The sequence below is a fragment of the Scandinavium sp. genome (genome assembly GCF_036271055.1).
In the GTDB taxonomy this organism is placed as follows: domain Bacteria; phylum Pseudomonadota; class Gammaproteobacteria; order Enterobacterales; family Enterobacteriaceae; genus Scandinavium.
Map to the genome: position 1 here is coordinate 180,470 of NZ_DATBBJ010000099.1, position 15,792 is coordinate 196,261.

The following is a 15,792-nucleotide window of genomic DNA, read 5'->3' on the forward strand; positions in this document are numbered from 1 at the left end:
TGAATTTACTGTGCTGGCGGGAAATGCGTCGGAGGGACTGTTTACGCTTCTGGGGTTTGCTGTTTGTTGGCTCCTGGCTGATAGCGCTGGCGTTGATTATCGCCGCCCGCGCAGGGCAGGTGCATCAACGTGCATGGCAGGCGTTGCGCCACGAGAGTAACCAGACACTGCTCCAGACACTTATTCAGCGCGAACGCCTGCTCACTGCGCAACAGCAGAGCCGCGAAGCCTTACAGGTACATGAGCGACGCCGGGAATTTACCCGCCGCTGGCAATCAACACTCCTCATGCTGGCAGAGAAGATGCCCGAACAAGCATGGCTGACGGCAATGCAATGGCAGGGGAATGCTTTGAGTTTCACCGGTCTGGCGAATCGCTTTTCCGCACTGTCACAAATAGACAGTATGGTGCGAAACCTGACGGGCTTTCGCTCAATAACGCCGGGTGCAACAAGGCGAGACGAGCAAGGACGTTGGCAATTCAGCTATCAGCTGCAAGTGGAGGTCAACGATGTTGATGTTCGCTGAACGCTGGTGTGATTTGGCTCCGCGTGTTCGTGTGGGCAGTTGGTTATTCACGCTGGTGCTGTTGGTGGCGGTCGGCGGTTTTTCGGGGTGTTCACCGCTAAAGCCTATGCCTCCTGTCCCGTTAAGTGCGCAGTGGCAAAAAATGATGCCCTTGCGAGCGGTTGGTTCTGCGATTTCTGGCTCGTCGGCAAAACCTTTTTCTGCGCTCGATTTTGAGAGTGACGGTCGTCATCTGGTGAGTTGGCAGCCCGTGGGCGCAGGGGGAGAGCTGGCGCTGGAGGCCGATTGGCACACGATTCCGCCGCTGTTTGCGCTTCTGGCTGAAACCGGCCGGGCGGTGCGGGGATTTAATCTTCAGCCCGAAAAGCAAGGTCTGCGCCTGACGCTGCAACTGGAGGCGATCGCGGATGAGTAACAGGCTCGCGCTCGCGGTAATCCTGCTTTCGCTGCCCTGGCTCGTTGGTCTGCGGGATCCGTTTTTGCCGCCGGTAGACCGCTGTGCTGCTTCGCAGATTACGATCTGGCATTACCGTGGCATGGTAAGCAGCGGGCAACTGCGGGTCGGGATGGTTGTGGATGCTGGCGGTAAATGGCAACGCCTGGCTCAAGGGCAACGGCTCGAAAATGGCTGGCAGGTCACTGGCGTTGAGCCAGAACACATGGATATGGCCGCTGGCGTTGACTGCGAACCGTCGCAGTGGCGCTGGCTGAAAGAAGGAACGAAAAATGATTCGAAGAGCGCTTCTGGTGTTACTGCTGATGGTTCCCATGACCTGGGGAAAAGACAAAAAAGTAACGCTAACGGTAGATGACGTGCCTGTCGCTCAGGTGTTGCAGGCTATCGCGGCGCTGAATGAAAGTAACCTCGTTGTCGCCCCCGACGTCAGTGGGCAAATTTCACTCCAGCTTAAAAATGTGCCCTGGAAGCAAGCGCTGCAAACCGTAGTGAGCAGCGCAGGGTTAGTGCTGGAGCCTCAGGGCGGCGTCCTGTTTGTGCACACTCGCGCGTGGCTTGCAGAAAAACAGGCACAAGGCGAGGCTGAGCAGCAGAAGCGTCTGTTGACGCTGCCGCTGCAAGGGCAAAGCGTTCCTCTTCATTATGCTGATGCAACAGAGCTGGCGAAAGCGGGGGAAAAACTGCTGAGCACAAGAGGTGCTTTGACGGTGGATAAAAGAACCAACCGTCTGTTAGTTCGGGACGATGAACAGCATCTTGCTGAGCTGCTCGCCTGGGTCACAGAAATGGATTTGCCAATTGGGCAGGTCGAATTGACGGCGCATATCGTCACCATTAATGAAAAGAGTCTGCGTGAGTTGGGCGTCAAATGGAGTCTGGCGGATTCCGAAGGCAGTGTGGGCGTGGGTCAGATAACCACATTAGGCAGCGACCTTTCGGTTGCCAACGCCACCACGCATGCCGGTTTCAACATTGGCAAAATCAGCGGACGGCTGCTGGAACTGGAGCTTTCTGCGCTGGAACAGAAGCAGCAACTTGAAATTATCGCCAGTCCGCATCTGCTCACCTCACATTTGCAACCAGCGAGTATCAAGCAAGGCACCGAAATCCCGTATCAGGTATCCAGTGGTGAGAGTGGCGCGACATCTGTCGAATTCAAAGAAGCCGTTTTGGGCATGGAAGTCACGCCGACGGTACTGCAAAAGAATCGTGTACGTCTCAAACTGAAGATAACAGAAGACATGCCGGGGCAAGTTTTACAGCAGGCCGATGGCGAAGTCCTGGCGATAGATAAACAGGAAATCGAGACGCAGGTTGAGGTAAAAAGTGGTGAAACGTTGGCATTGGGTGGCATCTTCTCACAAAAAAATAAGTCTGCCCGGGACAGCATTCCGATGCTCGGTGATATCCCCTGGCTGGGCCAACTCTTCCGCCATGATGGAAAAGATAGTGAGCGACGTGAACTGGTTGTGTTCATCACACCGCGTATTATTTCTGTGCAATAAGGGTTTTGCAGAGGGCCTTTTTCTTGCTGAACACGGTTCAGGTGTTTGACGTGAGGACGGATTTAGCATACAAGGAGTACCGATTTGAGAGTCGGTGCCTTACAAAATCCGGTAATGATTAGAGTTGCCAAACCTGCCGGAGTATTGAGATAATTTTCGGTCTGACTCTCGCACTATCGCATATGAGGTTTCAGTTCATGCCTGACGTCGCCGTGTGGTTCGCGTCGCGGGTTTATTATTAACGAAATAGTCTTAGTAGTACCGAAAAAATGGCAGAGAAACGCAATATCTTTCTGGTTGGGCCTATGGGTGCCGGCAAAAGCACTATTGGGCGCCAGTTAGCTCAACAACTCAATATGGAATTCTACGATTCCGATCAAGAGATTGAGAAACGCACCGGCGCCGATGTGGGCTGGGTCTTCGATGTTGAAGGCGAAGACGGTTTCCGTGACCGCGAAGAGAAAATCATCAACGAGTTGACGGAAAAGCAGGGTATTGTGCTGGCTACTGGCGGCGGCTCTGTGAAATCCCGTGAAACGCGTAATCGTCTCTCCGCGCGCGGTGTCGTGGTGTATCTGGAAACGACGATCGAAAAACAGCTGGCTCGTACGCAACGTGATAAAAAACGTCCGCTGCTACAGGTTGAAACGCCTCCGCGTGAAGTCCTGGAAGCGCTGGCTGGCGAACGCAATCCTTTGTACGAAGAAATTGCCGATGTCACTATCCGCACTGACGATCAGAGCGCGAAAGTGGTGGCAAACCAGATTATTAATATGCTGGAAAGTAACTGATTCTGGTCAACGCTATACGGAATCGTTCAAGCTGCATCCAGGCGGCAACGGCGTGAACTCTTGCTGACATTTGTCAGCAACCGGGGCGCAAAAACTGCCGACCAGCAAGCAGCCTGAAGGATTGCGTGTGCATCGCCAGTGCATGCAAGTAACCAAGGTGGACGTCGCGTTATGGAGAGGCTCACAGTAACTCTCGGGGAACGTAGTTACCCGATTACCATCGCGGCTGGTTTGTTTAACGATCCAGCTTCTTTCCTGCCACTGAAGTCGGGCGATCAGGCAATGCTGGTCACCAACGAAACGCTGGCACCTGTCTATCTGGACAAGGTGCGTTCAGTGCTGGAACAGGCGGGCGTGAAAGTGGACAGCGTGATCATTCCAGACGGCGAGCAGTACAAAACGCTCGCAGTAATGGACACGGTCTTCACGGCGTTACTGCAAAAACCTCACGGTCGTGATACCACGCTGGTCGCTCTCGGCGGCGGAGTGGTAGGCGATCTCACCGGATTTGCGGCCGCAAGCTACCAGCGCGGCGTGCGTTTCATTCAGGTGCCAACCACGCTGTTGTCGCAGGTCGATTCTTCTGTCGGCGGCAAAACGGCGGTTAACCATCCTCTCGGTAAAAACATGATCGGTGCCTTCTGGCAACCGGTGAATGTCGTTATCGATCTTGATTGCCTGAGAACTCTCCCTGCGCGTGAACTTTCTTCCGGTCTTGCTGAAGTTATTAAGTACGGCATTATTCTGGATGCAGAATTCTTCTCCTGGCTCGAAAACAATATTGAAGCGCTGATGGCCCTCGATGAAACGGCGATGGCGTATTGCATTCGTCGTTGTTGTGAGCTGAAAGCCGAAGTTGTTGCCGCAGACGAGCGCGAAACAGGCTTACGTGCTTTACTGAATCTGGGGCACACCTTTGGTCATGCTATCGAAGCCGAAATGGGTTACGGTAACTGGCTTCACGGTGAAGCCGTTGCGGCTGGAATGGTGATGGCCGCACATACTTCGGAGCGCCTCGGTCAGTTCGAAGCAAAAGATACACAGCGGATTATTGCTTTGCTTGAACGGGCAAAGCTGCCGGTATCCGGCCCGCGCGAAATGTCTCCTGACGCGTACTTGCCGCACATGATGCGGGATAAAAAGGTACTCGCGGGTGACATGCGTTTAGTTTTGCCGCTTTCGATTGGCAAAAGTGAAGTGCGTGGTGGTGTTGCGCACGATGTAGTTCTTGGCGCTATTGCTGATTGTCAGCAGGCGTAACTAATAAGAAAGTCATGCCGCCGTTGCGGCGTTTAACTTCAGGTGATGTGCAAGAGTCGTAGGCATAAGCCTTTTAGTGGGGTGTTAAATGGATGAATTCAAACCAGAAGACGAGCTGAAACCCGATCCCAGCGATCGTCGTGCTGGTCGTTCCCGTCAATCTTCCGAGCGTGAAAACGATCAGCAGATAAACTTCGATGACATTGATCTCGATGCTGATGAGCGTCGTCCGGCGCGTACCCGCAAAGTGCGGGAAGAGCGCGAAGAAGAACATGACGAGGAAGAATATTACGAGTCTGAAGAAGACGAAGAGGCGCAAGAGCAAGTGGAGCGTCGTCCACGTAAACGTAAAAAAGTCCCTGCGCGCAAGCCCGCTTCTCGCCAGTACATCATGATGGGCCTGGGTATTCTGGTTCTGCTGGTGCTGATTATCGGGATTGGATCTGCGCTGAAAGCGCCGTCTTCTTCCAGCGAACAAACCTCTACCGGCGCGAAGAGCATCGATCTCTCCGCGAACAACGGAACGCCAGCCGATCAGGCTAATGGCGCGCAGCCTGCACCGGGTACTGCGCCTGCGGGACAAACCGCCGCGAATCCGCAGCAGGATGTTTCTCTCCCGCCAATTTCCTCAACCCCAACTCAGGGCCAGAACACCGTCGCACCTGATGGCCAGCAGCGCGTAGAAGTTCAGGGTGATCTGAACACTGCCCTGACTCAGCAGCAAGGCCAAATTGACAGCGCGGTGGCAAATTCCACGCTGCCGACAGAACCTGCAACGGTTGCACCTGTGCGCAACGGTAGCTCGCCACGTCAGGCAACGAGCACGACAGAAACTACACCGGCTGCGACGTCTCGCCCAGAGCGTAAACACGCGGTGATTGAGCCGAAGCCTCAAAGCAAACCACAGGCAACGGCGAAAGTTACCGAGCCTAAGCCGGTTGCTTCTCAGCCTAAGCACACTGAAACTGCAGCAGCAGCGCCAGTGAAATCGACCGCACCAGCGGCGGAACCGGCAAAACCTGCGGCAACCAGCACCGCGAAACCGGCGGCAACGAGCGCAGCGCCAGCCGCTACCGCTACGGCAGCAACGGCAGCGAGTAAACAAGCCGGTGATGTGGGTGCGTTGAAATCAGCCTCTGGCAATAACTACACTCTTCAACTCAGCAGTTCGTCAAACTATGACAATCTGAACAGTTGGGCGAAGAAAGAGAACATCCAAAAATATGTGGTCTATCAGACTACGCGTAACGGTCAGCCATGGTATGTGCTGGTCAGCGGTGTGTATGCGACAAAAGACGAAGCGAAACGCGCCGTCACTGCGCTGCCTGCCGATGTCCAGGCGAAAAACCCGTGGGCTAAACCGTTGCATCAGGTGCAGTCTGACCTGAAACAATAGCAGTACATGACACAGCGCCTTCAGTCTGCTTTTGCGGGCTGAAGGCGAATGTGTTTTAAGCGCAGGATGCTGCAGGAGCTTTTCTCCTCAGCCGGAGAAAGTGAAGTAGCCAGACAGCATGAAAAAAAATCGCGCTTTTTTGAAATGGGCAGGGGGGAAATACCCACTGCTGAACGATATTGAAAAACATTTGCCGGAAGGTGAGTGTCTGATCGAGCCTTTTGTCGGGGCTGGTTCTGTATTTCTCAACACCCGCTATTCCCGATACATCCTTGCGGATATCAACAGCGATCTGATTGATCTCTACAACATCGTCAAAACGCGTACCGATGAATACATCAAAGCGGCGCAGGCGATGTTCGTTCCGGCGAATAACAATGCCGAAATCTACTATCAGCTGCGAACCGAATTCAATCAGTGTGACGACAAACTGCGCCGTGCGGTGCTGTTTCTGTATTTGAATCGGCATGGTTATAACGGGTTGTGCCGCTATAACCTGAAAGGCGAATTCAACGTGCCGTTTGGTCGGTATAAAAAAACCTACTTCCCGGAAGCTGAACTGAACCATTTTGCGCTCAAGGCGCAAAACGCAGAGTTCCATTGTTTGTCCTACGAGGCGTGCATGGCGATGGCGAAAAAAAATACGGTGGTGTATTGCGATCCGCCTTACGCGCCGCTTTCCGCGACCGCGAATTTTACCGCTTATCACACCAACAGCTTCACGCCAGACCAGCAAAAGCACTTGGCTAAAATGGCAGAAAAACTGGTCAGCAAACAAATTCCGGTGTTAATTTCGAACCATGACACGCCCGATACGCGTGAATGGTACAAAGCAGCAGAACATTTTCAGGTTAAGGTTCGCCGCAGCATTAGCAGCAACGGCGGCACGCGTAAAAAGGTGGATGAACTGTTGGCGCTGTATAGCCCGGCCACCCCATAATCGTTTTCAAGGAGATGCGGATGAAACAGTATTTGATTGCCCCTTCGATTCTGTCGGCCGATTTCGCTCGTTTGGGTGAAGATACCGCGAAAGCCCTGGCGGCAGGTGGCGATGTTGTTCACTTCGACGTGATGGACAACCACTACGTGCCCAATCTGACGATGGGGCCGATGGTGCTCAAAGCACTGCGCAATTACGGTATCACCGCCCCGATTGACGTGCACCTGATGGTCAAACCCGTTGACCGCATCATTCCTGATTTTGCCGCCGCTGGTGCCAGTATCATCACTTTCCATCCCGAAGCCTCTGAGCATGTCGATCGTTCTTTGCAATTGATTAAAGAGCATGGCTGTAAAGCGGGTCTGGTGCTGAATCCAGGAACGCCGTTGAGCTATCTGGATCACGTGATGGACAAGCTCGATGTGATCCTGCTGATGTCTGTGAACCCTGGTTTTGGCGGTCAGTCATTCATTCCACACACGCTCGATAAGCTGCGCGAAGTACGTCGTCGCATTGATGTTTCCGGTTTAGATATCCGTCTGGAAGTCGACGGTGGCGTGAAAGCCAATAACATCGGTGAAATCGCAGCGGCAGGTGCTGATATGTTTGTTGCTGGCTCGGCCATTTTTGACCAGCCGGATTACAAGAAAGTGATTGATGAAATGCGCAGTGAACTGGCAAAGGTAAGTCATGAGTAAATTACAGGCGATTCGGGGCGTAGCGTTTGACCTCGACGGCACGCTGGTCGACAGCGCGCCAGGATTAACCGCAGCGGTCGACAACGCGCTGTATGCGCTGGAACTGCCGACCGCAGGCGAAGAACGGGTAATAACCTGGATTGGCAACGGTGCAGACGTTCTGATGGAACGTGCGCTGAAATGGGCGCGCCAGGAGCGTGCGAGTCTGCGCAAAACGCAGGGTAAACCGTCGGTCGATCACAGCGATATTCCGCAGGAAGAGCAGTTGCGCGTGTTGCGTAAACTCTTTGACCGCTATTATGCTGAATTTGCCGAAGAGGGCAGTTATCTGTTCCCGGCGGTGATGGAAACACTGAGCGCACTGCACGCTAAAGGCTTGCCGCTCGCGCTGGTGACCAACAAACCCTCGCCGTTTGTGGCACCGATTCTGGAAGCGTTGGATATCGCCAAATATTTCTCCATCGTGGTTGGCGGGGATGACGTGCAGAATAAGAAGCCGCATCCTGAACCGCTGCTGCTGGTGGCTGAAAAGCTCGGTCTCGCGCCTGAAACGCTGTTGTTTGTCGGCGATTCACGCAACGATATTCAGGCCGCTCAAGCCGCTGGCTGCTGTTCTGTGGGCCTGACCTACGGTTACAACTACGGCGAAGCGATTGCCGACAGCAACCCCGATTTTGTATTTGACCGTTTTAACGACTTGTTGCCCGCGCTCGGGCTCCCGCACAGTGAAATTCAGGAAGTGAAAAATGACTAAGCCCATCGTATTTAGTGGCGCACAGCCCTCAGGTGAATTGACCATTGGTAACTACATGGGTGCGCTGCGTCAGTGGGTAAACATGCAGGACGATTACCACTGCATCTACTGCATCGTTGACCTGCATGCGATCACCGCCCGTCAGGATCCCGAGAAGCTGCGTAAAGCCACGCTGGATACGCTGGCGCTGTATCTGGCCTGCGGCATCGATCCTGAGAAGAGCACCATCTTTGTTCAGTCTCATGTACCAGAGCACGCACAACTTGGCTGGGCGCTGAACTGCTACACCTATTTCGGTGAACTGAGCCGCATGACGCAGTTCAAAGACAAGTCAGCGCGTTATTCAGAGAACATCAATGCCGGCCTGTTTGACTATCCGGTACTGATGGCCGCAGATATTCTTCTGTATCAGACTAATCAGGTGCCGGTGGGCGAAGATCAGAAACAGCATCTGGAACTGAGCCGCGATATCGCCCAGCGCTTCAACGCCATCTACGGCGATGTGTTCAAAGTGCCTGAGCCGTTCATTCCGAAATCCGGTGCGCGCGTGATGTCGCTGCTGGAGCCGACTAAGAAAATGTCCAAGTCTGACGATAACCGTAACAACGTCATCGGCCTGCTGGAAGACCCGAAATCTGTCGTGAAGAAAATCAAACGCGCGATGACTGATTCCGAAGAGCCGCCAGTGATTCGTTACGATGTGCAGAACAAAGCGGGCGTGTCTAACCTTTTGGATATCCTCTCTGGTGTGACCGGGCAGAGTATTCCTGAGCTGGAACAGCATTTTGATGGCAAAATGTATGGTCACCTGAAAGGCGAAGTTGCCGAAGCGGTTTCCGGCATGTTGACCGAATTGCAGGAGCGTTATAACCGCCTCCGTAATGACGATGCGCTGTTGCAGAAAATTATGCGTGACGGTGCGCAGAAGGCGAGCGCGCAGGCGGCTGAAACATTGAAAGCTGTATATGAAGCGATTGGTTTTGTGGCTAAGCCGTAATTAATCGAAGAATAAAAAAAACCGGGAAAATCCCGGTTTTTTATTTGTACGAAGGCAGTAAATATTATTCTGCTGCCGGGCCGCAGCCGCCGATGATTTTAGAAATAGAAATCGCTGGGTGCAGTAAATAGTCGTAGCTACAGGTTTTGTTTTTGTTTTCAACGTGGCCAGTACATGCAGTCAGTGTGCTGAGCGCAGCCAGTAATGCAGCCATTTTGATCATGTTTTTCATCGGTTAATCCCTTAATTAAACTAAGTAAGTTATGACGCAATGATGTTTTCGCGGAAGTAGTAACGCTTTCATCATGGGCGGCGTGTGAATTTAAGGAATTATGCGTGCGGCGACAATGACTATTCATATTCTCGCAGGTCCGGATCCGGATATAGCATTTACGTGAATGATATTGTCGGTAAATATAAATTAGGTGAAGGTATTGGTGAGTGCAAATTTAGAAAGGCTAGTGTAATTGGATTGGCATCCATTCATTGGCCCGATAAACGAAATGTTATCGGGCGCGTTTTAGTTTAGTGATTCGAAAACCAGTTTAATTTCTCTCGCAGTGAAACGACACGGCCTACGATGATTAACGCCGGGCTGGCAACCTGTTGCGCTAATTCGCTCAATTGCGAAAGTTCGCCACTGACTACGCGCTGAGTGACTGCAGTACCGTTTTCCACCAGCGCGACAGGCATATCAAGCGGCATCCCGTGCTCGACCAGTTTTTCCTGAATCGTCGCGGCCTGATTCAGCCCCATATAGAACACCAGAGTTTGCTTCTCTGCGGCCAAATTATGCCAGTCCAGTTCTGCCCCGGTTTTTAGGTGACCCGTCACCAGGCGCACACTTTGAGCATAGTCGCGATGCGTCAAGGGTATGCCCGCGTAGGCGGAGCAACCCGAAGCGGCTGTGATACCCGGCACCACGGAGAAGGGGATCCCGGCATTGCATAAGGTTTCCAGCTCTTCGCCGCCGCGACCAAAGATAAACGGATCGCCGCCTTTCAGCCGCACCACGCGTTTCCCTTTTTGCGCTTCACGCAGCAAGATCTGGTTAATTTCTTCCTGTGGAACACAGTGATAGCCCGCGCGTTTGCCGACAAATACGCGGTCTGCATCGCGGCGCACCAGATTCATAATCTCGTCTGAAACCAGACGGTCGTATACCACGATGTCTGCTTGCTGAATTTGCTGCAGCCCTTTCAGTGTCAACAACCCGGCATCGCCAGGTCCGGCACCGACCAGCACGACTTCACCGCGTTTTTCCAGCGGCTCGCTGAGGAGCTGTTCAGTGGTTTCTGTTACCGCCTGTTGATCCTGATTCGCCAGCGACTGTGCCAGGCGATCATTCACAAACAGTTTTTCCCAGAAACGACGGCGCTCGCCGACATTGGCGAACTGTTTTTTCACTCGCCCACGCAACTGACCGGCAAACTGGGCAACCTGCCCGAGATGTTGCGGCAGTATGGCTTCGAGTTTTTCCCGCAGCAGACGCGCCAATACGGGCGATGTACCGCCAGAAGAAACGGCCACCATCAGTGGTGAGCGGTCGATGATGGACGGCATGATGAAACTCGCCTGTTTCGGCGCATCGACCACGTTACAGAAGATGCGGCGCTGTTCTGCTTCTGCGCTGACGCGAGCGTTTACCGCATCGTCGTCGGTGGCAGCTATCGCCAGCCAGCTTTTATCGAGTAGCCGCGCATCAAACTCACCTCCTACCAGCGTTAGCATTCCGCTGTCGGCCCACACGCGAAACTGTGGCACAAAGTCCAGGGCGTTAACGGTCAGACGTGCGCCCGCGTCGAGCAACAGACGGGCTTTACGCTCAGCCACATCACCACCGCCGACTAATAGACAGTCGCGGGCGCGCAGTTGGCAGAAAATGGGTAAGTGATCCACGACGTTACCTCGCAGCATTCATGGAGGGGGGTAAGAATTGACGTCAGGATAACAGCAGGGATCGTTCAGAACATACGATTTTTCCTGCCGTTACCCATAAGGAGTCATAAGCCTTTCATATTGAAAAGGCTGGGGGTTAAGCCTTGAGCTGCACCTTGCCGTCCTTCACGCGGGCGTCGTAGTGCTTCACTGAGTGGCTTTCGTCTTCCATGCACAGGCCGTCGCTGAGACGGAAACGCTGTTTTTTCAGCGGGCTGGCGACCCACAGTTCGCCGTTATGTTCAGCGATCAGGCCACGGGACAGCACGCTGGAACCGAAGAACGGGTCAATGTTGCTGATAGCAAAAACCTGCTCGTCGTGATGCGGGCGGAAAATCGCGACCTGTTGCTGGCCGAGCAGCGCACAGACGCCAGTAGCAGGCAGGATGGCGTCGATGTTGCAGATATCTATCCACTGGCTCATACGTTTTCCTCCACCAGAGTTACCGGGATACGTTCGTACGGCGTAGCCGGACGATGCTGTTCACGTTCAGGGACAACCTGCACGTTCGGGTCGCGCTGGGCGCTGTTGACGAAGTGCTGGAAACGACCCTGAGCGGCTGGGTTATTCACGGTTTCAGTCCATTCACAGGCAAAGGCTTCGCGCAGACGGTTCAGCTCTTCTTCCAGATGATCGTTCAGGCCGAGTTTATCGTTGATGATCACCGCTTTCAGGTAGTCGATGCCGCCTTCGAGGTTATCGAGCCACGGCGCGGTACGCGTCAGTTTGTCGGCAGTACGGATGTAGAACATCATGAAGCGGTCGAGGTATTTGATCAGCGTCTCTTTGTCGAGATCGGCGGCCAGCAGATCCGCGTGGCGCGGTTTCATGCCGCCGTTGCCACAGACGTACAGGTTCCAGCCTTTTTCGGTGGCGATGATGCCCACGTCTTTGCCCTGTGCTTCCGCACATTCACGGGTACAACCGGAAACGCCGAACTTCATTTTGTGCGGGGTACGAATGCCTTTGTAGCGGTTTTCCAGCTCAACGCCGAAGCCCACGCTGTCACCCACGCCGTAACGACACCAGGTGCTGCCGACACAGGTTTTCGCCATACGCAGCGCTTTTGCATACGCGTGACCGGTTTCGAAACCTGCATCAATCAGCTGACGCCAGATTTCCGGCAGATCGTCTTTTTGCGCGCCGAACAGGCCGATACGCTGAGAACCGGTGATTTTGGTGTAAAGATTAAATTCCTGGGCGATACGACCCACGGCCATCAGCCCGTCTGGCGTGATTTCGCCACCGGCAGAACGTGGGATCACCGAGTAGGTGCCGTCTTTCTGGATGTTGGCGAGGAAGTTATCGTTGGTGTCCTGTAGTGGCGTGTGTTCTGGTTTGAGGATGTACTCATTCCAGCAAGAGGCCAGCAGAGAACCGATAGTTGGTTTACAGACTTCGCAGCCGTAGCCTTTGCCGTATTTTTTCAGCAGTTCGCCGAAGGATTTAATGCCTTCCACGCGGATCAGGTGGTACAGCTCCTGGCGCGAAAACGCGAAGTGTTCGCACAGGTTGTTGTTCACTTCGATGCCCTGTTTCGCCAGTTCGGCGTTCAGCACCTGCGTCACCAGCGGAATACAGCCACCGCAGCCGGTGCCGGCTTTGGTTTCGGCTTTCAGTGCCGCAACAGTATGACAGCCCTTGTTGATGGCGCTGATCAGATTGCCTTTGGTGACGTCGAAGCAGGAGCAGATTTGCGCGCTATCAGGCAGTTTGTCTACGCCGATAGCCGGTTTGCCGCCCGCAGCGTGCGCAGGCAGGATCAACGCATCCGGGTTTTCCGGCAGTTCAATGGCGTTCAGCACCAACTGTTGCAGGTTGCCGAAGTCGCTGGTATCGCCAACCAACACCGCGCCGAGCAGAATTTTATTGTCAGGGCTGACGATCAGGCGTTTGTAGACTTCTTTGCTCTCGTCGAGATAGACGTAGCTGCGTGCGCCCGGAGTGCGACCGTGTGCGTCCCCAATACCGCCGACGTCTACGCCGAGCAGTTTCAGTTTAGCACTGAGATCTGCGCCTTCGAATGCATTGGCTTTACCGAGGATATGATCGACCGCCACCTGCGCCATTTTGTAGCCAGGTGCCACCAGACCGTACACGCGGTTGTTCCAGCTAGCACATTCACCGATAGCGTAGATATCCGGGTCAGAGGTCTGACAGGTATCGTTCACCATGATCCCGCCGCGCTGACCGGTTGCCAGGCCGCATTGGGTCGCCAGTTTGTCGCGTGGACGGATACCGGTGGAGAAGACCACGAAGTCGATTTCCAGCTCGCTGCCATCGGCAAAGCGCATGGTTTTACGGCCTTCGGTGCCTTCCTGAACGATCTCTTTGGTATTTTTATTGGTATGAACGCGCACGCCCATACTTTCGATTTTGCGCTTCAGCTGGTCGCCGCCCATTGGGTCGAGCTGTTCTGCCATCAGCATTGGGGCAAATTCGATAACGTGTGTTTCGACACCGAGGTTTTTCAGCGCGCCCGCCGCTTCCAGGCCGAGCAGACCGCCGCCGACTACTACGCCACGTTTGCTGCGACGTGCGCAGGCTTCAATGGCGTTCAGGTCTTCGATGGTACGGTAAACAAAGCAATCCTGTGTTTCAGAGCCTTTGATCGGCGGGATCCACGGATAAGAACCGGTCGCCATAATCAGTTTGTCGTAAAATACAGAACGACCCGCACTTGAGTGAATCACCTTTTCCTGACGGTTAATGGTGATAGCGCGCTCGCCAATCAGAACTTTTACGCCATGCTTTTCATAAAACCCTTCACGCACCAGCGAAAGTTCTTCCGCCGTGTGATGAGAGAAGTAAGATGAAAGATGGACGCGGTCATAGGCGATGCGGGGTTCTTCACAGAAGACGGTAATTTCAAACTGGTCTGCAGGCGCTTTATCGAGAATATCCTCAATAAAGCGGTGGCCGACCATGCCGTTACCGATAATAGCGAGTCTGACTTTGCTCATTTTTGCCTCGATTTCTTTTCTATTACCGCCTACCTTAACGATTCAGCACCGCTACTTATTGATGTGAATCAAATACGACCTAACCTACCCCTTAATGAGTAGTTGCTTGATTTGTCAGGATTTTTCTAAGTATCGGAAATGCCAGACTTTTCTGGTGTGATTAAATAATGTACAAAAAGTGCGGGTTTTAACCTAAAAATGAATTAGGGCGTCAACACGCCGATTCCGGGAGAGTAAAAGATGGGTGCGACACCGTTATGGTTAATCGAAAACGTGCGCCTGCCAGGGCGTGAAGGATTGTGGCAGTTAGGGATCGAAAATGGACGATTTCAGTCGATAGCGCCTATGGGCGAAGCGCGGCATGAAAGTTTAGAAGTGCTGAACGCTCGTGGCGGTCTTGCTATACCCCCTTTTATTGAACCTCACATTCATTTGGATACCACTCAGACGGCAGGTGAACCGAACTGGAATCAGTCCGGCACACTGTTTGAAGGGATTGAGCGCTGGGCCGAACGCAAAGCGATGCTCACTCATGAGGATGTTAAAGCGCGGGCGTGGAAAACGCTGAAGTGGCAGATTGCCAACGGCATCCAGTTTGTACGCACCCATGTGGATGTTTCCGACCCGACGCTGACTGCGCTGAAAGCGATGCTCGAGGTGAAACAGGAAGTCGCGCCGTGGATTGATTTACAGATTGTCGCGTTTCCACAGGAAGGCATCCTTTCGTATCCCGATGGCGCGGCGCTGCTGGAAAAGGCGCTTGAGCTTGGTGCAGATGTCGTGGGCGCTATCCCGCATTTCGAATTTACCCGTGAATATGGCGTAGAGTCGCTGCACATCGCTTTCGCACTGGCGAAGAAATATGACCGCCCGCTGGATATCCACTGCGATGAAATCGACGACGAGCAGTCACGCTTCGTCGAAACCGTAGCGGCGCTGGCGTTGAAAGAAGGGATTGGCCCGCGCGTGACCGCCAGCCATACCACGGCGATGCACTCTTATAACGGCGCGTACACATCACGACTATTTCGCCTGCTGAAGTTGTCGGGCATTAACTTCGTGGCGAACCCGCTAGTGAATATTCACTTACAAGGGCGGTTTGATGACTACCCGAAACGCCGGGGCATTACGCGGGTAAAAGAGTTGCTCGGCGCGGGCATCAACGTCTGTTTTGGTCATGATGACGTGTTTGACCCGTGGTATCCGCTGGGTACGGGCAATATGCTCCAGGTGCTGCACATGGGCCTGCATGTGTGTCAAATGATGGGCTATCAGCAAATTAACGATGGACTGAACCTGATTACGCATAACAGCGCGCGCACGTTTGGCCTGACGGATTACGGTATCGAAGTGGGGAATGCGGCGAACCTGATTATTCTGCCTGCGGAAAATGGTTTTGAAGCGGTGCGTTGTCAGGTGCCGGTACGTTGGTCAATTCGCCAGGGGCGAGTGGTTGCGACGACACAACTGGCGCAAACCTGGGTGCAGATGGATAACGGCGGGGAAGAGCTGTTCTTTACGAGAAACAGCCCCTTTGGCGAGCGCAAAGGGGCGTAGCGTCTTAA

At 53.7% G+C, this 15,792-nt stretch carries 16 protein-coding genes; 12 read left to right on the forward strand and 4 right to left on the reverse strand.

Annotated elements, in window-relative coordinates:
* Window positions 1-23 precede the first annotated feature (23 nt).
* From VH187_RS20840 to trpS, 11 genes are all read left to right on the forward strand, one after another.
* Entirely contained in the window at window positions 24-527 is a 504-nt protein-coding gene (locus VH187_RS20840) for a PilN domain-containing protein (RefSeq protein WP_329703344.1), read from the forward strand.
* Complete coding sequence (locus tag VH187_RS20845) at window positions 511-942, forward strand: HofO family protein (protein ID WP_329703345.1); 432 nt, start codon at window positions 511-513, stop codon at window positions 940-942. The genes VH187_RS20840 and VH187_RS20845 overlap by 17 nt, the downstream gene beginning before the upstream one ends.
* Window positions 935-1,339, forward strand: a complete 405-nt coding sequence (locus tag VH187_RS20850; RefSeq protein WP_329703346.1) for a HofP DNA utilization family protein — start codon at window positions 935-937, stop codon at window positions 1,337-1,339. Before VH187_RS20845 ends, VH187_RS20850 begins: the two co-directional genes overlap by 8 nt.
* Complete coding sequence (hofQ, locus tag VH187_RS20855; RefSeq protein WP_329703347.1) at window positions 1,254-2,489, forward strand: DNA uptake porin HofQ; 1,236 nt, start codon at window positions 1,254-1,256, stop codon at window positions 2,487-2,489. Before VH187_RS20850 ends, hofQ begins: the two co-directional genes overlap by 86 nt.
* Window positions 2,490-2,758: 269 nt before the next feature.
* The gene (gene aroK, locus VH187_RS20860; RefSeq protein WP_110511784.1) at window positions 2,759-3,280 is read left to right on the forward strand and encodes a shikimate kinase AroK; all 522 of its coding nucleotides are present in this window, start codon (window positions 2,759-2,761) and stop codon (window positions 3,278-3,280) included.
* A gap of 171 nt (window positions 3,281-3,451) precedes the next feature.
* Complete coding sequence (aroB, locus tag VH187_RS20865) at window positions 3,452-4,540, forward strand: 3-dehydroquinate synthase (RefSeq protein WP_329703348.1); 1,089 nt, start codon at window positions 3,452-3,454, stop codon at window positions 4,538-4,540.
* A gap of 88 nt (window positions 4,541-4,628) precedes the next feature.
* Window positions 4,629-5,936, forward strand: coding sequence for a cell division protein DamX (damX, locus tag VH187_RS20870; RefSeq protein ID WP_329703349.1), 1,308 nt, complete (start codon window positions 4,629-4,631; stop codon window positions 5,934-5,936).
* 118 nt (window positions 5,937-6,054) lie between these two features.
* Window positions 6,055-6,876 (forward strand): adenine-specific DNA-methyltransferase, encoded by an 822-nt coding sequence (gene dam / locus VH187_RS20875; RefSeq protein ID WP_329703350.1) that lies wholly within the window; start codon window positions 6,055-6,057, stop codon window positions 6,874-6,876.
* Between the two features lie 20 nt (window positions 6,877-6,896).
* The gene (gene rpe, locus VH187_RS20880; RefSeq protein WP_329703351.1) at window positions 6,897-7,574 is read left to right on the forward strand and encodes a ribulose-phosphate 3-epimerase; all 678 of its coding nucleotides are present in this window, start codon (window positions 6,897-6,899) and stop codon (window positions 7,572-7,574) included.
* A complete protein-coding gene (gene gph / locus VH187_RS20885) occupies window positions 7,567-8,328 on the forward strand; it encodes a phosphoglycolate phosphatase (protein ID WP_329703352.1) in 762 nt (253 codons plus the stop codon). Before rpe ends, gph begins: the two co-directional genes overlap by 8 nt.
* Complete coding sequence (trpS, locus tag VH187_RS20890) at window positions 8,321-9,325, forward strand: tryptophan--tRNA ligase (RefSeq protein ID WP_329703353.1); 1,005 nt, start codon at window positions 8,321-8,323, stop codon at window positions 9,323-9,325. The genes gph and trpS overlap by 8 nt, the downstream gene beginning before the upstream one ends.
* A 64-nt stretch (window positions 9,326-9,389) precedes the next feature.
* On the opposite strand, the gene VH187_RS20895 is transcribed toward trpS, so the two are convergent.
* From VH187_RS20895 to nirB, 4 genes are all read right to left on the reverse strand, one after another.
* On the reverse strand, window positions 9,390-9,557 hold the full coding sequence (locus VH187_RS20895; RefSeq protein WP_329703354.1) for a DUF4223 family protein: 168 nt from the start codon (window positions 9,555-9,557) through the stop codon (window positions 9,390-9,392).
* 293 nt (window positions 9,558-9,850) lie between these two features.
* Window positions 9,851-11,224: a siroheme synthase CysG gene (gene cysG / locus VH187_RS20900; RefSeq protein ID WP_329703355.1), complete on the reverse strand. Its 1,374-nt coding sequence runs from the start codon at window positions 11,222-11,224 to the stop codon at window positions 9,851-9,853.
* Window positions 11,225-11,360: 136 nt separating this feature from the next.
* A complete protein-coding gene (gene nirD / locus VH187_RS20905; protein WP_329703356.1) occupies window positions 11,361-11,687 on the reverse strand; it encodes a nitrite reductase small subunit NirD in 327 nt (108 codons plus the stop codon).
* Window positions 11,684-14,227, reverse strand: coding sequence for a nitrite reductase large subunit NirB (gene nirB / locus VH187_RS20910; RefSeq protein ID WP_329703357.1), 2,544 nt, complete (start codon window positions 14,225-14,227; stop codon window positions 11,684-11,686). The genes nirD and nirB overlap by 4 nt, the downstream gene beginning before the upstream one ends.
* A 240-nt stretch (window positions 14,228-14,467) precedes the next feature.
* Here nirB and VH187_RS20915 point away from each other — a divergent pair, with 240 nt between their 5' ends.
* Entirely contained in the window at window positions 14,468-15,784 is a 1,317-nt protein-coding gene (locus VH187_RS20915; protein ID WP_329703358.1) for a cytosine deaminase, read from the forward strand.
* Window positions 15,785-15,792 lie beyond the last annotated feature (8 nt).